This is a genomic window from Sphingobium sp. RS1 (assembly GCF_056156825.1).
The window spans coordinates 30,269-48,741 of record NZ_JBLZXE010000005.1 but is presented as its reverse complement, the minus strand read 5'-3'; the positions used below and the strand labels follow the sequence as shown (position 1 = coordinate 48,741).

Sequence of the window (18,473 nt, the reverse complement as noted above, 5' to 3'; positions counted from 1 at the left end):
CCACACCTCCCTGACTCGGCAGAAAGGCTTCAAGGTGGACGACTTTTACGCCGCCCGCAGCAGGACTATCCCGCCGCTACCGTGGTCGAATATTGCTCCGCCGTTCTCAATCGGCGTTGCTCTTTTATATGCCGCCGGCAGCCGGGCGCTTGCCTGTCTTGAAACCGTTGTTCATCTCAATTCCGGCGGACTCCCCCTCAATCGCTATCTAGTCGAGATCATCGTACCCGACGACCTGCTTAGCGCGGCGGAGATTGCCACAACTGAAAGCTTAGCCGTTGGGTGGGATGCCGAACCGGCAGGCCGCGTCAGCACTTCCTTAGGGTCAGAATGGGCGCGATCCTTGCGAACGGCACTCATGCTCGTACCCTCGGTCATCGTGCCAGAGGAGAACAACCTGCTGATCAATCCAGCGCATCCGGATGCAGGGCGGATCAGCGGCCGGAAGGTTCGTAGATGGACCTACGACCCAAGGCTCGTCCGTGGGGCATAACATGGTGAGCGAACGAGTCTGCACAACCCCAACCAACGACGGCAAAAATCGTTGCCTTGTTTAGGGTTTTAGCGATAACACTTACCTAGGCTGCGGATCAACAATGCTTGGTAAGGTTTGATGAATAGAAATAATCTGGCCCAGGCGGTTCGCGAACGTCTGGCTCGCTATCCCGAACCTCACGCCAACCATTATGGCGTCGTGCCACTTGCACCCCCTGAAGTGGCGTTATCGCTTGGCGCTGCGCAATCCGCACATGAGAGAGCGTTGATCATGCTTGGACGTGTGGAAGCGATGGCTACGCACTTGCCGAGCCCTTATATGATTAGCCGAACTCTGAGCCGACGCGAAGCCGTGGACAGCTCGGCGATCGAAGGAACGAACAGCACCCTCGATGAGCTCCTGGCAATTGAGGAGGAGGATGACGACGCTCGTGACGCGGTTCACCAAGTGCGGGATTATGCGCTGAGTCTTGATCGCCTGCTGCCTCGCGCGGCAGCTGAAGGCATCGATGTTTTCACTGTGCAGACAATCATGGAACTCCACCGTGCGGCAATGTTGCACGATCCGGACTATCCCGATGAGCCTGGCGCTCTGCGGGAAATCGTCGTCTGGATCGGCGGGACGGGGCACATAGCGACATCCACTTATAATCCAGCTCCGCCGGACCATGTGAGAGCCTGTCTCGAACAGACAGCCGCTTATATGCGTTGCGAGGGTATGCAGGCCATGACGCAAAGCCTCATAACCCGTATGGCGGTTGCTCACGCGCATTTCGAAGCTGTTCACCCGTTCCGCGACGGCAACGGCCGTGTCGGTCGTCTGTTGCTGCCGATGATGATGGCGGCGGAAGGACAGGTGCCGCTTTACCTCGCGCCCTATATCGCTGCAAGTCGCGAAGGCTATTATTCAGGGCTGAGAATGGCCCAGCAGCGACTGGAATGGGCGCCTCTCATAGGGTATCTGTCCGACGCTGTAACTGGAACTGTGGAAGAGCTCCTCGCAACGCGTGGCGCGCTCGACACCTTGAAGGCGGAATGGCACAATCGACGGAAGTTTCGGGCAAAGTCCGCAGCGCTGCGGGCGCTTGATCTCCTCATTGACTATCCCGTCGTCACCTCGAAGCGGATGGCAAACAAGCTCGACATATCGAGACCGCAAGCCCTTAGCGCAATCGATCAACTGGTTGAGGCAGGTATCCTGTCAGAACGAACCGGTTACGCCCGCAACCGGATTTTCACAGCGTGGGAGGTCTTAGCGATCGTCAACCGGCCATTTGGCAGCGATCCCGGCCCAAGGCCCTGAATCCCGATCTGCTGCGCCAGTTCCGCTTTGATAGCCGCCCGGCCAGAACAGACATTTTTGGGCCATGACGTGGCGGCGACATTCAGATAGAGCAGTCGTTCATGGCGTGCCTCCCTGAAAAAGTGATCAACCCTTATAAAACCAAGGATTTCGCACTTCGAGATAGAATCCACTCTTACACTGAAATGTTCGCACCGGATAGAGAAGACACTATCTGTCCCCGATAGAAATGACACCCTTTGAGGACAGCAGGGGCTGCGTGGAGCCATCGGTTTAGCGCAGCGCAGCCCCTGCTGATGGCGTGACGTTGGTGGGGAAGGGCACGGACCCGCTGCGAAGGCAGTGGGCTCGGTCAGCGCGCCTTCACAAAATCCAGCGTGCCGCGTGCCCGCAACTCCGCCTGGCTGAGCCGGGGGCCGCGTTTGAGTTTGAGACCGCCCAAGCGGCGCCGATCGATCTTCACCGGTGGCTCTTGCTCAGGGAACAGATGCGCGGGCTGGTCACGGCGGGCAGGGGCATTGTTATTCCGCTGCCGGTGATGCGGCGCGAGCGCCTGGATCTCTTTTGCTAGCGCCAGCGCCGCGTCGAGATGCTTGTTATCGACGATGGCAGGTTGATTGATCCGGGGCATCTTGTCGAACAGGCTATAGGGAAGGGAGCGCCCCTCGTGGCGGATCTCTACTGTGCCGTCGGGATATTCACAGACGTCCACGCGCTTGCGCGCCAGTTCCTTGCTGATCGGGCTCGGCTCCAGGAGGAACAGTATCTTGTTATAGTGCAGCGTCAGCGCGGCCGTGACCGTGCGTTGTTCACGCCAGACCATGACGGAGTGCAGATCATCCCGCGGTGCCAGAGGGCGGTGCAGATCGCGACTGTCTGCGGCCGGACGAGCGAAGCGCGCATTATGGGCCGCCTGGTAGCTGCCGAGAAAGACGTTGGCCTGCGCGAGCGAGGATATGCCTTCCAGGCGCATCGCCTTGACCAACCGGTCCTGCAACGTGCCGTTGGCCCGCTCTACCCGGCCCTTGGCCTGCGGCGAGTTGGCGCAGATGATCTCGATGTTCAGCGCATCGAGCGCCCGCCCAAAATGCGTCATGCCATCGCCCTTCGCCGTAGCCTTGGCGTTCCGAAAGACCGTATGCTTGTCGGAATAAAAGGCCACCGGCTTGCCGTGCCGCTCGATATATTCGCGCGTCGCCTCCATGTAGGAAAAGGTACTTTCGCTCTCGACCATCTTGAGATGCATCAACTCGCTGGTCGCGTCATCGATATAGACGAGCAGCGTACAGCGCGGACCGCGATCCTCGAACCATTCATGATCCGAACCGTCGATCTGAATGAGCTCGCCACGGCATTCCCGGCGATGACGGGGCTGATAGGGGCGAGAACGACGCGCGGCGCGGTCCTTCCACAGACCAGCCTCAATCATCATCTGCCGCAACGTCTCGCAGCCCACCGCGATATCATGGCGCTCCGATAGATACTCACGCGCCAGGGTCGGGCCGAAATCCGCATAATGCTCACGGACCAGCGATATGATCCGCGCGCGAAAGGCTTCGCTGTGACGCCGGTTGCTCGGCCGACCGCGCTTGCGCGATACCAGGCCTGCAGCGCCTTCGGCGCGCAGACGCTCGAGCAAACGGAAAATCTGCCGGCGCTTCAATCCCAGCAGCGTTGCCGCATCCTCAACCCGAAGCGCGCCGCGCTCCACGCGCATCAATGTGTCAAACCGCGAAAGCTCGCCATGGCTCATCGCCACCACCGTCATAAGCGCGTCCTCCTGAACTGCCAGGAGGACCATGCCACCGAGCTCTGCTAAGGACGCCTGAGGGTGTCATTTCTATTCAGCAGAGGGGTGTCATTTCTATCCGGCGCTTACATGAAACACGCGCGATAATAGGAATTATGTTAATAGCAATACCACAACTGTCCATGTAACCTGTGTCCACTCTGAGAGGTCTGTTTGGAAATTCAGGGGTGAGCGTTTCGGCGTAGGAGATTGCCGCCCATGGCAACGAGGATCATGGCCTGGGAGACGTCGATGCGCTTCTCATAGTCACGAACCAATCGGCACCATCTGATCATCCAACCAAAGGTCCGCTCGACGACCCATCGTCGGGGCCGAACCTTGAAGCCCTGTTGCTGATCGCTACGGCGGATGACCTCAACGACAAAATCCAGATAGCTGGGCCTGTCCATGAGTTTGAGGCGGTCATAAGCGCCATCGGCGAAGAGATGCTTGACCCACGGCCAGCGCTTACGGATGCCATCGAGGATGGCCTGGGCGCCCGCGCTGTCCGAAATGTCTGCAGTGGTCAGGTTGACCATCAGCAACCGGCCATCGGTATCGACGGCGATGTGCCGTTTGCGCCCGACAACCTTCTTGGCTGCGTCGAACCCGCGCTTTTCTGCCGATGGTGCCTTGACCGACTGACTGTCGATCACCGCTGCGCTCGGGCTGGCCTCCCGCCCTTGGCGCTCGCGATCGAGCATCAGTTCGATGTCGTGGATTGTCTGGAACAGGAACCTGCGAGCCAGTTCCCGGAACCAGCCATAGACTGTCTGCCACGCCCCGAAATGGATCGGCAGCATACGCCAGCCACAGCCCGAACGAACAAGGTAGCGCACGGCGTTGATCACCTCGCGTGGACGGCCCCGGCGTCCCGGCTTGTCAACCCAGCCCGTGAGATCTACGTGCGAGCACCCTGTGCATCGCGAATATCACCCTCGGGACGTCGAAGCCCTGGCTGCCGAGATGAAGCGCTCATCAGAGAAGACTTCGAAAAGAACCTTGCAGTCGACCGACTACAGCCGCAATATCACCAAGCGCGAGCGATCAATTAAAGAACATATGTCTGGACAAAGGAGGGATGGCTCTATCTTGCCGTCATCCTCGACCTACACAGCCGCCGCGTTGTGGGCTGGGCTGTCAGCGACAGGATGAAGAAGGATCTGGCGATCCGGGCGCGGAAGCGGCGATGGATGCCTATACCACCTCGCCGCTGGCCTCAACGTATACAAGGGTAAGATCGCCTTCAGGGCGGTCGCCGACGACCTCAACCTGCCTTATCAGGCATGGTCCGCCTGACGAACATCGACTGCTGGACTTGATGGGGTGGACGCCCCCCGGCGGCATCGATGTGCCATAGTGGAGGTGTTGAACACCACTTGAGGAGGCGTCCATGTTGGAGATTAGCACGATCGGTTTGGACATCGCAAAGAATGTGTTTCATGCTCACGGTGCCGATGCGAACGGGCTTCAGGTTTTCAGCCGACGGATTACGCGTGGTAAATTTCTGTCCTTTTTCGCTGCCCAGCCAAGGTGCCTTGTGGCGCTGGAAGCTTGCGGCGGGGCGCATCATTGGGCGCGGGAGCTGATCCGTATGGGACATGATGTTCGGTTGATTCCGCCAGCCTACGTGAAGCCGTTTGTGAAGCGACAGAAGAACGATGCCGCTGATGCCGAGGCGATTTGCGAGGCAGCGCAACGTCCGAACATGCGGTTTGTGACGGTGAAGAGCGAGGAGCAGCAAGCCTCGGCACTGGTATTCCGGACCCGCGATCTGCTTGTCCGGCAACGCACGCAAACGATTAATGCGATTCGGGGGCACATGGCTGAATATGGCTGGGTTGCACCGAAAGGTCCAAGCTGGGTAGCGCAGCTTAGCGAGTTGATCGATGATGCGGTCACCGCGTCGCTACCACCGGCTGCGCGAGAGATGTTCCACGTCATGCTCGGCATACTTGAGGAGTTTGACCACCGGATAGCGGAACTCGACAAGGAAATTGCGCGGCGAGCCCGTGAAGATGAAGTCGCTCGTCGGCTGATGACCATACCGGGCGTTGGGCCGATAGCAGCGACAGCGATAACGGCACTCGCACCTGCTGCAGCGACATTCAAACGGGGGCGTGACTTTGCCGCCTGGCTTGGCCTTACGCCGCTGCAGAAATCTACAGGCGGCAAAACCAAGCTGGGACGGACATCCAAGATGGGTGAGCGCACACTGCGGCGATTGCTGATCATCGGCAGTAGTGCTGTTGTGCGTCAGGCCAGCAAGCGCGGTGCGGCCGAAGGTTCGTGGCTTGCTCGAATGCTGGCTCGCAAGCCGCGCATGCTGGTGACAGTGGCGCAGGCGAACAAGACAGCGCGGATCGTATGGGCGCTGCTCACGAAGGAAGAGGATTACAAAGCTCCGGTGGCAATGGCGGTATAGCGCGCCAAAGTCACCAGAGGTCGTCGGAAGACGCGGTCGGTCGAAGGAGGGTATGGCACAACAGTCGGCGAGACGGGGTCAAAAAACCAGACCGTTACAATGTGCACAAAGCACGCGGACTTGATTTGGATTTGACCCGCGAACTCCCATACAGGCCTGCAGTACATTCTGCAAAATGAGGCCGGACAGATGGCAGCATCCGACTACGCGCCGAACCCAATTTTCTGCTTGCGTCTGAAGGGGCGTCCACAGATGTAACGGTTTTGCGCCGGTCACCTATCTCATTATGCCACCTTGGCCTCAAAGGCGAGCGGGCTGATGCCACCCAGGTATGAATGGCGGCGCCGGGAATTGTAGAAGCCGTTAATGTACAGGAAGATGGCAGCTTCAGCTTGCCGCCGGGTTGGCCAACTCTGCCGCCAGATCATTTCTGCCTTCAGGGATTTGAAGAAGGTCTCGACCGCAGAGTTGTCGTAGCAATTACCCTTGCCGCTCATTGATGGACGCAGGCCGTAGGCCTGCAGCTTCTTTTGATAGGCGTAGGAGCAATATTGGGCGGATTCAACCGGTCGTCGCAACACCAAGAAATTGGAGGTTGTGAACATGGCAGGCCGTCGAGCATCAGAACGCTGCACCCGAGAGAGGTTGCGCTCCCCGGGGCGCCCACCTGCCTGGCAGCGTGAGCACCATTTCCGCTTCTGGCAAGCGATCGCTCGAGGGCGTAGCAGTGAAGATGCTGCTGCGGATGCCGGTATTTCGACACCGCTGGGGCCACGTTGGTTTCGGAGTTCGGGAGGTATGCCGCCAACACATTTGGCGCCATCGGCGCCAGCACTCAGTGGTCGATTTCTGAGCTTCCAGGAGCGAGAGGAAATTGCTCTCGAACTTGCGCGAGGTTTCGGGATCCGCGCCATTGCCCGCAAACTTGGACGTTCAGCCAGTACTATCTCGCGCGAAGTGCGGCGCAATGCCGCCACGCGTGGCGGCAATCTGGAATATCGCCCGATCGCCGCACAGTGGCACGCTCACCGCGCCGGCCGTCGCCCGCGCCCCGGGAAGCTGGCCAGCAATCCGGCATTGCGCATGTACGTGGAAGAACGCCTTACCGGTCAGATCACGGATGCTGATGGTATCGGCTTTGCCGGGCCGCAGGTGATATGGAAGAAGCGCCGTGCGGTACATCGACAAAGTCGACGATGGTCGGTGGCCTGGAGCCCCGAGCAGATCGCTCATCGGCTACGGATTGATTACCCTGAGGATCCCGCCATGCGCATCAGTCATGAGGCCATCTATCAGTCCCTCTATATTCAGGGGCGAGGCGCCTTGCGTCAGGTGTTGACGGCATGTCTGCGCTCGGGTCGGGCTCTACGAACGCCGCGTGAACGCGCACGAGGGCGCGGAAAATCCTTCATCGGTGACGCCATCATGATCAGCGAGCGTCCTGCGGAAGTCGAGGATCGGGCAGTTCCCGGGCATTGGGAAGGCGATCTCATCCTCGGACTGCATAGCTCGGCGATCGGCACCCTGGTCGAACGAAGTTCCAGATTCACCATGCTGCTGCATTTGCCGCGAGAGGACGGATATTAACATGGACAAGGCATCAGGAACCGCCAACCGCTGGCCGGCCATGGGGCAGAAGCTGTCCGCAAAGCCATCGTCCAATCCATGCGCGAACTACCGGAGAAGCTCCGGCAATCGCTGACTTGGGACCAGGGAGCAGAGATGGCCCAGCACGCAAAGCTCAAGATCGACAGCTGCTTGGAAATCTACTTCTGCGACCCGCAAAGCCCGTGGCAACGCGGATCGAATGAGAATACCAACGGCTTGCTACGACAGTACTTCCCTAAGGGCACCGACCTTAGCCGGCACTCCATAGGCGAACTCGACGCCGTTGCTCACGCGCTGAACACGCGTCCACGGAAAACGCTTGGCTGGAGAACCCCCGCAGAAGTCCTCGACCAGTTCCTGGTCGCACAGTATGAAGCCGGTGTTGCGACGACCGGTTGAATCCGCCTTGGCTGCCCCGATCGGAGTGGAAAATGCAGCCCTCGGGCGGCTGACGCAGCCGCACCGCCATGTCCAGCGCCCGGATCGCCAGATCCTTTTTAATCCTGTCGCTGACCGCCCAGCCAACGACACGGCGGCTATGCAGGTCGAGGATGACGGCAAGATAGAGCCAGCCCTCCTGTGTCCAGACATAGGTGATGTCGCCGGCCCATTTGCGGTTGGGCACATTGGCGGCAAAGTCACCGTCGAGCCAGTTTGCCGCGACACCAAGGCGATGGTGGCTGTCCGTCGTAACCTTGTGCTTGCGCGTGCGAACCGGCTTGATCCCGTTGATCCGCATCAGCCGCCCCACACGACGCTCGCCGACGTCGAGCCCTGCTTCCTTCAACTCCATCGTCATTCTCGGGCGACCGTAGCTGCCAAGGCTCAGGCTATATTGCTCCCTGATATGGGCCAGCACCTTCATGTCCGTCCGCTCCCGGCGACTGATCGGACGCGAACGCCAGGACCGATAGCCGTGTTCGCTGACGTGCAACACACGACACATCAACTCCACCGGCCAACGGTGCCGCCAGCTGTGCACAAAGGCGAACCTCACGGCCTTTGGCTCGCGAAGAACTGGGTGGCCTTTTTTAGGACTTCCCTCTCCTCCCGGAGTACACGGTTCTCCAGGCGGAGCCGTTCATTCTCTCGCGCCAGATCTGCCTGCGGCGCTGCCACCAGGTCAGACGGACGATAATGCGAAACCCATTTGTTCAGCGTCGACTTGCCGATCCCCAAATCCGACGCGACCCGTTCGCGCGGCAACCCGCTGGTCAGCGCAATGCGTACCGCCTCCTGCTTGAACTCTTCACTATGCTTCATCATTTCGTCGGTCTCCTTGAACGAGCCTTAAACTCTCAAGTGACCGGCACAAAACCGTTACATCTGTGGACGCCCCTTCAGACGCAAGCAGAAAATTGGGTTCGGCGCGTAGTCGGATGCTGCCATCTGTCCGGCCTCATTTTGCAGAATGTACTGCAGGCCTGTATGGGAGTTCGCGGGTCAAATCCAAATCAAGTCCGCGTGCTTTGTGCACATTGTAACGGTCTGGTTTTTTGACCCCGTCTCGCCGACTGTTGTGCCATACCCTCCTTCGACCGACCGCGTCTTCCGACGACCTCTGGTGACTTTGGCGCGCTATACCGCCATTGCCACCGGAGCTTTGTAATCCTCTTCCTTCGTGAGCAGCGCCCATACGATCCGCGCTGTCTTGTTCGCCTGCGCCACTGTCACCAGCATGCGCGGCTTGCGAGCCAGCATTCGAGCAAGCCACGAACCTTCGGCCGCACCGCGCTTGCTGGCCTGACGCACAACAGCACTACTGCCGATGATCAGCAATCGCCGCAGTGTGCGCTCACCCATCTTGGATGTCCGTCCCAGCTTGGTTTTGCCGCCTGTAGATTTCTGCAGCGGCGTAAGGCCAAGCCAGGCGGCAAAGTCACGCCCCCGTTTGAATGTCGCTGCAGCAGGTGCGAGTGCCGTTATCGCTGTCGCTGCTATCGGCCCAACGCCCGGTATGGTCATCAGCCGACGAGCGACTTCATCTTCACGGGCTCGCCGCGCAATTTCCTTGTCGAGTTCCGCTATCCGGTGGTCAAACTCCTCAAGTATGCCGAGCATGACGTGGAACATCTCTCGCGCAGCCGGTGGTAGCGACGCGGTGACCGCATCATCGATCAACTCGCTAAGCTGCGCTACCCAGCTTGGACCTTTCGGTGCAACCCAGCCATATTCAGCCATGTGCCCCCGAATCGCATTAATCGTTTGCGTGCGTTGCCGGACAAGCAGATCGCGGGTCCGGAATACCAGTGCCGAGGCTTGCTGCTCCTCGCTCTTCACCGTCACAAACCGCATGTTCGGACGTTGCGCTGCCTCGCAAATCGCCTCGGCATCAGCGGCATCGTTCTTCTGTCGCTTCACAAACGGCTTCACGTAGGCTGGCGGAATCAACCGAACATCATGTCCCATACGGATCAGCTCCCGCGCCCAATGATGCGCCCCGCCGCAAGCTTCCAGCGCCACAAGGCACCTTGGCTGGGCAGCGAAAAAGGACAGAAATTTACCACGCGTAATCCGTCGGCTGAAAACCTGAAGCCCGTTCGCATCGGCACCGTGAGCATGAAACACATTCTTTGCGATGTCCAAACCGATCGTGCTAATCTCCAACATGGACGCCTCCTCAAGTGGTGTTCAACACCTCCACTATGGCACATCGATGCCGCCGGGGGGCGTCCACCCCATCAAGTCCACCATATCCTTCAGCGCAATCGTGCGCCGAGCCGTTGATTGAGCGAACAAAGGTGAACCACCAGTCTCACATGAGGATGGGGCGTAGGGGGCAGGTGGTGCAACAGCTTGTTGCACAATTGCTTCCGGGGCCCCGTCATCAAGTTTGTAGAAGGGGAAAACCTACCGATCCGCGTTCCGGTATGTCCGACAGAGCATCGAGGGTGGCTTGATCCGCAACATCCTTACAAAACATATCCAGGACAATTTGTACGCACGCCAACGCAGGATACTCAAAAGTTTCGCCCGTGCCCTCCCCGCTCCGCAATGGGATCTCGCGCAAGCCCTCAGGGGCGCGATATGTTCGATTTTTTCCTGCCCTCGGGGCCTCGAAAATCGTTATTCCCAGCCCTAGCCTAAGCGCAGGCAGTTCGCTATCTTAGCGGGGTCTGCTGTAAGAGGTTGGATTGATAGGGTCATGACAACGACGACGGTTAAAGTCCGGCGCCAAGCGCGCGCACGCAGGGTGAAGTTTGGTGACGTTGTTATCACTGCGCCCGCACCGCAGCGCGATCTGATCAAGGCTAACATCGCTCAAAGCACTGCGGCGCTGGCCCGTGCCGCGCGGCGTCTTTCTAAACCGGGTGTTGTCATTCGCGCCAAAAAGGGCGTGCCGCTATTTTCGCTTGATAGTGAGAATCCCGATGTCGTTATCAGGACTCTCGATGGCAAGACTGAACGTGGTCAATTGGTAGACGGCATATTCCACGCGATCGCTTAACTTCCCCTGTTGAGGCGCTCCAGGAAATTCGGGAAGCGCAGGAAGCCACTCAGAAGCCCCTTGCGATCGTGCTTGCTGGCCATAATGGGTCCGGCAAATCGACGCTTTGGCGGCGCAGCCTTGCAGACGTGCTACGAATTCCGCTCGTTAATGCCGACCGGATGATGCTTTCCATCCTGCCGGAAGCCAACTCCGACGGCACACTGCCTGAATGGGCAATCTCGCTCCGCGATTCGGAGAAAGCTGGATGCGTGTCGCCCAGCAAGGCGTCCAAGCCTTTGTCGGTCATGCAATGAATGCGAATGTACCGTTCGCTATGGAAACGGTCTTTTCACATTGGCATGTCGCCGCAGATGGAACCGTCGATTCCAAAATATCACTTATCAAGGATATGCAAGCAGCCGGCTATTTCGTCCTTCTCATCTTTGTCGGCCTGACCAGCGAAAATCTCTCAATTCTTCGCGTTCAAACTCGCGTCGCCGAGCATGGTCACGCCGTCGATGAAGCCAAGCTGAGAAGCCGTTTTCCCCGCACGCAAAAGGCAATCGCTGAAGCGCTGAAACATGCCGATGCCTCACTTCTCACCGACAACAGCCGAACCGCAGATTTGGCGTTCACGGTCTGCCGCGTAGAGATAGCTGGTGAGGTCACTTTTGATTGTCGCCGCAGTGAGGGGCACGCGCCCCCAAAAGCGATTACGGGTTGGCTGGATGTGATTAGCCCACGGTTATTAGATACATAGAAATAGATTGCGACGCATCGCAGTTCGTGGGTGAGATAGCAGTACCTTCTTGCGTCGCCGTTTATCCTCCGGTGGTCCTTCCAAGATAACCGCCGGGACATTTTTTGTTCGCCTTAGATTTAGCCGACGTACATGGGCCGCCGATCGCAAACTTTTCGCTTTTCTCGACCCATGACGGCCGTTCAGCGGCCGATTTTTTGATTGTCAGGTGCGGAAGGGCCCCTTTCAATCTTGGGCACTCGGGGCTGGCCGTATGAGGAATGACCGGGAGGAGCAGTTCGCCTGAGCTCAGCGAAATGCCGAAGGGCTCTGAACTTTTCCAGAGCTGATGAAATATCGCCAACCCTATGCAAATACTATGAAGATGGCCGCTGCTCGACCTCGATAAGAAATGGTCATCGCTCCTATCTGAAACCCTTCACGAAAGCGCTGCGGACATCCGCGCGGCACATCTTTGGGGAAATCGGCATGACCAGGATTATAGTCCTCCCATCCCTTCTGCGCTCGGCGCTGGCGCCAGCTGGGTAGAAGGAAAAAGACGATGCAGGATCTGTTCTGGATCGGCGCATTGCTCGGGTTGGTGACAGTGACGCTGACCTATACGGCTTCCCGCTGTTCGCCATCCTCGCCGTGTTCGTTGCGGGGCTGATGGTCGGCCGCACGCCGGAATATGTCGGCAAGAAGATCGAGGCGCGAGAGGTCAAACTGGCTGTGCTCGCTATCGCCATACTACCGCTCTGCATCCTTGGCCTGACAGCGGTGAGCGCCGTTCTGCCCGCAGGTCTCGCTGGGCCGCTCAACAAAGGGCCACACGGATTTTCGGAAATGCTCTACGCCTATACTTCCGCAACCGGCAATAACGGGTCTGCATTCGCTGGGCGGACGGACGGCACGCCCTTCTACAATGGCCTGCTTGGTATCGCGATGTGGCTGGGGCGCTTCTTCGTGATCGTGCCGATGCTGGCGATCGCGGGCAGCCTTGCCGCGAAGAAATACACGCCGGAAAGCGCAGGCTCCTTCCCGACAACGGGCGGCCTCGTCGGATCAGCTTCCGCTGCTCGCGCGAATGTCCGCATTCAATAGGAGGTGCCGTGCGCTCGCTGAACCCTTAACTTGATTATTTGACTGGATGCAAATTGGACACATTTACCCCCACGTATCAACAATCCTGCTTCACTTGGGCGGGGCAGGTAATAAATAGCTCCTGCAAAATGATGTTATAAAATTGCGCGGGGAGTAGAATGTGGTGAGCAGGAAGCTCGAAAGCGGCGCGCAATCCAGATAGGAAGGCAGTGTAACAGCACTATTTCGTCTCGTAGCAGGAAACAGCCATGCCAAAAATCGGAGAACATTTGCGCGAACTGCGCCGTCGGCGCAACCTTGGGATCCGCGTGGTGGCAGCGAGATCGGGCCTGTCACACTCGACAATTTCATTGATCGAAAGGGACCGCATGAGCCCTTCTGTCGACACTTTGAATGCAATCCTTGAATCGCTCGGGACCACCTTAAGCGGCTTCTTTATCGACTTTCAGCCCCTACTCGGTCGCCAACCTTTCTACCGCGCGGCAGATCTCGTGGAAATTGGAAGAGGCGATGACATTTCATTCCGTGTCGTGGGAGCCGATTTCCCAGATCGCAACATCCTCGTCATGCACGAGCGATATGCGCCGGGCGCGAATACGGGTGAGACTTTCTCGCACAAGGCACAGGAATGTGGGATCATCATTTCAGGGGCGATCGAGCTTACCGTGGGTGAACAAACGGCGGTGCTTAAGGCGGGCGATGGATACTATTTTGACAGCACTGAGCCGCACCGTTTCATAAATGTTCATGACGGCGTCAGTGAAATCGTTAGCGCAGTAACGCCGCCTACATATTGAGAGGCGGAACAGCGTGCGATCCGAACCCGTCTCAGTCGTCTAACACGGCTCTTTTTCGGTGAGAATTATCACCATCGACGGACCGGAATCTTGCGGGGGCGAGAATTATGGACGATCCATAGTGCGCGCCTGATCAATGCCTCACCGCGGGATCGTCTCCCTCGCCTTATCGAAAGCACAGTCATGAACGTATCGCTGTCTAACGGCCGAAATGACACTTTTCTTCGACCGGTTGCCGAGCCTCAGATCATCGAGAATGCCTTCACCGAAGACCAGCGCACCAGGCTGTTCGACGTCCTGCGCCGTGAAGGCCCCTGGTCGCTGATCCTTGCGCAGGAATTCACCTCGCCCGAACAGGTCATCGCCGCCACGTCCGGCTCACTGCCAGAGGGGGTCGAGGTCACCTGGGACATGTTCCTCAGCCCTGTATTCCGGGCAACGCTGGGACAAGGCCATGCCAGCCTTTATCCCGAGATCGAAGACTGCTTCCTCAATACCAAATTTCTCGATCTGGTCAGAGGCTACTGGCAGGCCAAGTACGCTACGCCGAACCTGATGCTGGTCAATATCCAGGGACCCACAGAAGCGGGCGGCCCGCCGCATGTCGATGGCACTGATTTCCGCGGCATCAATTACCAGAATTCACCGTCGTGGCTGATCGGCATCATGACCAAGTCCGGGTTGTTCCGGCGCTGGCAGGCCAAGAAGGCCCAAGTGCTGACGTGGTACTACAAGGGCCAGATCGGCGGCGGCTTCACCTACTGGCCAGATGGCCCTTCGGGCCAGCCCAAGCAGCTATACGCGCCGATGTGGGGTCGCGCTGCGGTGGTGGAAAACGAAGTCATGTATCACGGCGCCAATGCCTGCGGTCCGGAAGATCAGCGCCGGGTCGATGGTCTGGCGATCAATTCGGTCATCCAAGGTGATCCAGGATCGGATGGATGGCGCATCACCACGGACGAAAAGGTCGTCCACCGCCTGTCAGCAGACGAGACGCGGCTGCTGGTCCACTGGGGCGCGGATATCTACATGGACATGACGGAGATGAAGGTTGCGCTCGACCACAGCGACGATCTGACGCAGGAGCAGGTGTTCGACATCTTCATCTCCGACCTTCGCGCCAAGGGGCAGCCGTTCCAGATGCCCAATGATCCGCTGAACGATCCGGCGTTCACGATGCTGCTGAACAATATTTACGATCCGGGCCTGCCCACGATCATGCCTCCGGAATATGGCATGGCGGCAGAGTAAGTCATCGAACTCGACCTCCAAGTGCAGCCCTCTTGGGCGCGCCGGGAGGTCGACGTACAATGGCATTTTGCAAGAAAGGGGAATTCCCCCGTTTGCCAAGCCGTTGACCGGCGATCGCATGAAGGGCTGCAGATTTCATCAGGTTGGCGCCATCATTGGCAGGCCGGTTTCATCCCATCGGCCCGTATGCGGCGACCGGAGGCCTGCCGCTGATCATTGGGAAAAAGCGTCGCTAATCCGAACACGACGCCCCCACTGCCAATTAGTTTTATCGACAAGCCATCGTGAGCGGGGCCGAGCCAACACCGACCGCCTTGAACATTCTATCACCGAAAGACGACCAGACATGCGCAACCACACAGCGAATGCCGCCAGCGACATTGCGGCACATCTACATTCGTTTACCAACCTAGCTGCGCATCCGGAAACGGGCCCATTCACCGTCACGCGTGGTGACGGCGTCTTCGTGGAAGATGATCAGGGGAACCGCTACCTTGAAGGCGTGTCGGGATTGTGGTGCGCGTCGCTCGGGTTCAGCAACGCCCGCTTGGCCAAGGCTGGTAGTGACGCCTTGTACCAGATGCCATATTACCACACGTTCAATGGGCGATCGAACCCAGCCGCAATCGTGCTTGCAGAGAAGCTGATTGCAATTGCGCCCGTGCCGATGTCGAAAGTGTTCTTCGCCAACAGCGGCTCGGAGGCGAACGATACTGCGGTGAAGCTCATCTGGTATTATCACAACGCCATTGGGAAGCCCGAAAAGAAGAAGATCATTGCCCGGCGCAATGCGTACCACGGTGTGACCGTGGCCGCGGCGAGCCTGAGTGGGCTCGTCAACAATCATCGCGACTTCGATCTTCCGCTCAGCAATATCTTGCACACGGATTGCCCGCATTACTTCCGCTATGCCGAACCAGGTGAAAGCGAGGAAGACTTCGCCACCCGCCTTGCCAATAATCTCGAAACGATGATCCTGAACGAAGGCCCTGAGACCGTTGGCGCTTTCATTGCTGAGCCTCTAATTGGCGCGGGTGGGGTTCTTCCGCCACCGGCCACATACTTCGACAAGGTGCAAAAAGTTCTCGCGAAATATGACGTGCTGTTCATCGCAGACGAAGTCGTATGCGGTTATGGACGCACTGGCGAGATGTTCGGGTCGAACACCTACGGCATTAGGCCGGATATCCTCACCACCGCCAAAGGCCTGTCCTCTGGTTATGCACCAATTTCTGCGGTGCTGATAAACGAGAAGGTCTACGCCGCAGTTGCAGCCAATAGCGGCAGCATCGGTATCTTTGGCCACGGCTTCACCTATTCGGGACATCCGGTGAGCTGCGCCATCGCGCTCGAGACATTGAAGATTTACGAAGAAGATGATGTTGTTGGTCATGTGAAGGCTCTGACGCCCCGATTCCAAGAAGCGCTTCACGGGTACGAAGGGCGCAAGTATGTTGGCGAAGTACGTGGCATCGGCCTGATCGGTGCTATCGAACTATACGCCGACCCTGCAAACCGCATCTCATTTGACCCAGCGATGAGGGCTGGCACCCGCCTTGCCGACATAGGTCTGACGCAAGGACTGATCGTGCGCGCGCTGGGTGACACGATCGTCTTCTGCCCACCCCTCGTCATAACGTCGGACGAGCTCGACGAACTCTTTGCCCGGTTTGAGCGCACCATGGATCTCTTTGAAAATAGCATTGGCCAGGAGCAGCGCATGGCTGATAGTTCAATCGCACCAGCCTGAGCGGCGCTAGCTGATTGCATATGAGCGCCATAAGCTGACGGATCGCCCCATTACTCGCTCGCGTGTGGCGGGACCAAATCCTGATAAGCCCATGACACTTCCCCCCGGACCACAACGGCGCGGGGGGAGACGCGCGCGGGGAGACGACCCCACCTTGCCGTTCTGTCGCCAATTCTCGATGCGCAACTCCGGATAGTCGGCTATTCGAACGGTCACGTCAAAGATGGCCGGCTTTTGAATGTCGCATTCGGAGAAGCGGAGGCAGGAAAGCGGCCGCTCGCTGAAATGAATTCCACTGACTGCTGCCGCCCAACTCAAGCCGTTCAGCGGCCCGGCCAGTAAACAGCCGTTTGTGTCCAGCGAGAGCCTCATGGGATTTAACGCCTTCCAGACCAGCAAGCGTTCTTCAAAGGGCCAATCTGGCCGCTAGAAAATGACCATGGAGCCCGCCGGGTTCTGACGCTTCCTGCCGAAGATCACCGGAACTGCCTAATTTAGGAGCGGCAAGGCGACTGCATCCGCCATCACCTTGTAACCGGCGGCATTGGGGTGAAGGTGATCACCGGAATCCAGATCCTGGCGGAGGTAGGAGGGCCTTTGCGGATCGCGGGTGGCGGCATCAAAGTCGATCACGGCGTCCGGTTCGTTCGAACTACGCATCCACTGATTTGCAGCTTGGCGGATCGCTTCTTTCTCTGGCGTATAATAGTCGGCCCCGGCAAAGGGCATGATGGTGCCCATAATGACTTTGACCCCCTTCACATGTGCCCGGGCGATGATCTGGCGATAGCCTGCAATAAGATCTGCGACATCCAGTGGTGGATTTTCGCCGTACATTGTTCGTCCGGACAGGCCGATGTCATTGATGCCTTCGAACAATATGATGTGCGTCACACCTTTTATATTTAGAGCATCCCGATCGAGGCGAGAGAGCGCAGATCTACCGAATCCTGCAGCCAGCACCCTGTTGCCGCCCAATCCGGCGTTCAGGATAACGGGCGCGGCACCTGACTTGCTGTAGTCCAGACGGCGCGCCAGCTCTTCGGGCCAACCCCGCGTAGCTCCCGGCGTGCTACGATTTCCATCCGTGATAGAATCCCCCAGCGCAACGATGACGCGATGAGAATGGCTGGACAGCACCATCGCTCCGCTAACAAGGGGCCGCCCAGAAACAAACTGAGGATTTTCCAGACTTTCGTTGCCGGTCTGGTCTCCCGGTGCGACACTCATCAGGGTTGAACCGAATGGTTTGAGTTGAAGCGGCTCCGCGAGCATCGTGCTAACCACCAGAGCCGTACCCTCGGAAACCGGCAGATCAACGGGGTCACTCAGCAGCGGCGCCCCTACAGGAACCATCGCGCTACGCCGTCCGCCAAAGGTCAGCGGACGCATGGAGCCTTGAACCATGTCGAATCCATCGCCGGCACGTCCCACCGTCGCGGCCGTGAGCGACAGAGGAGATGTGCCCTCTTCATTGGAAATCCTGATGCGAACCTGATTGCCGCCCGCGACGACGGCGAAACGGACCCGGATCGTGCCACTGACCGGCGGACGCTCCGTCAGAAATGATTTGGCAGATTCCGGCAGCTCGATGTGCGGCGGCAATTTCAGATCATAATCGGCGGGGCTGGATTGAAAAGCATCAACCCATGCCCCTTGCCTGGCAAAAGCAGTAGAGGCGAACGATAAGGCAAGCAACGACAGCGCAAATGCGCGTTTGGTTTCAAAACCGCCCATCAGATACTCTCCAAAATACAACGGGATGATGTCACGCTGTGTAAT

Annotated in this window: 11 protein-coding genes and 6 pseudogenes; 11 read left to right on the top strand and 6 right to left on the bottom strand. The window is 58.4% G+C overall.

Annotated elements, in window-relative coordinates:
- Positions 1–34 precede the first annotated feature (34 nt).
- Positions 35–493: an RES family NAD+ phosphorylase gene (locus ACNHGR_RS24275; RefSeq protein ID WP_475289548.1), complete on the top strand. Its 459-nt coding sequence runs from the start codon at positions 35–37 to the stop codon at positions 491–493.
- A 120-nt stretch (positions 494–613) separates the two neighbouring features.
- A complete protein-coding gene (locus ACNHGR_RS24270) occupies positions 614–1,798 on the top strand; it encodes a Fic family protein (protein ID WP_449470390.1) in 1,185 nt (394 codons plus the stop codon).
- A 352-nt stretch (positions 1,799–2,150) separates the two neighbouring features.
- Here ACNHGR_RS24270 and ACNHGR_RS24265 read toward each other — a convergent pair whose 3' ends face one another.
- A complete protein-coding gene (locus ACNHGR_RS24265; RefSeq protein WP_475289678.1) occupies positions 2,151–3,566 on the bottom strand; it encodes an ISNCY family transposase in 1,416 nt (471 codons plus the stop codon).
- A gap of 203 nt (positions 3,567–3,769) precedes the next feature.
- Positions 3,770–4,468 (bottom strand): annotated as a pseudogene (locus ACNHGR_RS24260) (IS5 family transposase); the annotation flags it as partial.
- Between the two features lie 177 nt (positions 4,469–4,645).
- Here ACNHGR_RS24260 and ACNHGR_RS24255 point away from each other — a divergent pair.
- Both ACNHGR_RS24255 and ACNHGR_RS24250 read left to right on the top strand, forming a co-directional pair.
- A pseudogene (locus ACNHGR_RS24255) lies at positions 4,646–4,771 on the top strand (DDE-type integrase/transposase/recombinase); the annotation flags it as partial.
- Between the two features lie 209 nt (positions 4,772–4,980).
- Complete coding sequence (locus ACNHGR_RS24250; RefSeq protein WP_475289546.1) at positions 4,981–6,012, top strand: IS110 family RNA-guided transposase; 1,032 nt, start codon at positions 4,981–4,983, stop codon at positions 6,010–6,012.
- A 284-nt stretch (positions 6,013–6,296) separates the two neighbouring features.
- Here ACNHGR_RS24250 and ACNHGR_RS24245 read toward each other — a convergent pair.
- Positions 6,297–6,569, bottom strand: a pseudogene (locus ACNHGR_RS24245) (IS3 family transposase); the annotation flags it as partial.
- Positions 6,570–6,615: 46 nt separating this feature from the next.
- Here ACNHGR_RS24245 and ACNHGR_RS24240 point away from each other — a divergent pair.
- A pseudogene (locus ACNHGR_RS24240) lies at positions 6,616–8,019 on the top strand (IS30 family transposase).
- A 7-nt stretch (positions 8,020–8,026) separates the two neighbouring features.
- On the opposite strand, the pseudogene ACNHGR_RS24235 reads toward ACNHGR_RS24240, so the two are convergent.
- Positions 8,027–8,886 (bottom strand): annotated as a pseudogene (locus ACNHGR_RS24235) (IS3 family transposase); the annotation flags it as partial.
- A gap of 312 nt (positions 8,887–9,198) precedes the next feature.
- Entirely contained in the window at positions 9,199–10,230 is a 1,032-nt protein-coding gene (locus tag ACNHGR_RS24230) for an IS110 family RNA-guided transposase (protein ID WP_475289546.1), read from the bottom strand.
- Between the two features lie 535 nt (positions 10,231–10,765).
- Here ACNHGR_RS24230 and ACNHGR_RS24225 point away from each other — a divergent pair.
- From ACNHGR_RS24225 to ACNHGR_RS24200, 6 genes and pseudogenes are all read left to right on the top strand, one after another.
- Positions 10,766–11,068 carry a hypothetical protein gene (locus ACNHGR_RS24225; RefSeq protein ID WP_449470319.1) on the top strand — a complete coding sequence of 101 codons (303 nt, stop codon included), beginning with the start codon at positions 10,766–10,768 and terminating at the stop codon, positions 11,066–11,068.
- 247 nt (positions 11,069–11,315) lie between these two features.
- Positions 11,316–11,810 carry a hypothetical protein gene (locus ACNHGR_RS24220; RefSeq protein WP_475289544.1) on the top strand — a complete coding sequence of 165 codons (495 nt, stop codon included), beginning with the start codon at positions 11,316–11,318 and terminating at the stop codon, positions 11,808–11,810.
- Between the two features lie 591 nt (positions 11,811–12,401).
- A pseudogene (locus ACNHGR_RS24215) lies at positions 12,402–12,848 on the top strand (potassium-transporting ATPase subunit KdpA); the annotation flags it as partial.
- A 293-nt stretch (positions 12,849–13,141) separates the two neighbouring features.
- Positions 13,142–13,690 (top strand): cupin domain-containing protein, encoded by a 549-nt coding sequence (locus tag ACNHGR_RS24210; protein WP_449470430.1) that lies wholly within the window; start codon positions 13,142–13,144, stop codon positions 13,688–13,690.
- A 183-nt stretch (positions 13,691–13,873) separates the two neighbouring features.
- Positions 13,874–14,941 (top strand): hypothetical protein, encoded by a 1,068-nt coding sequence (locus tag ACNHGR_RS24205; protein WP_449470428.1) that lies wholly within the window; start codon positions 13,874–13,876, stop codon positions 14,939–14,941.
- A 346-nt stretch (positions 14,942–15,287) separates the two neighbouring features.
- Positions 15,288–16,691 carry an aminotransferase gene (locus ACNHGR_RS24200; RefSeq protein ID WP_475289542.1) on the top strand — a complete coding sequence of 468 codons (1,404 nt, stop codon included), beginning with the start codon at positions 15,288–15,290 and terminating at the stop codon, positions 16,689–16,691.
- A gap of 489 nt (positions 16,692–17,180) precedes the next feature.
- Here the strand turns inward: ACNHGR_RS24200 and ACNHGR_RS24195 are convergent, their stop codons facing one another.
- Positions 17,181–18,428: an SGNH/GDSL hydrolase family protein gene (locus ACNHGR_RS24195; protein ID WP_449470424.1), complete on the bottom strand. Its 1,248-nt coding sequence runs from the start codon at positions 18,426–18,428 to the stop codon at positions 17,181–17,183.
- Between the last annotated feature and the right edge of the window lie 45 nt (positions 18,429–18,473).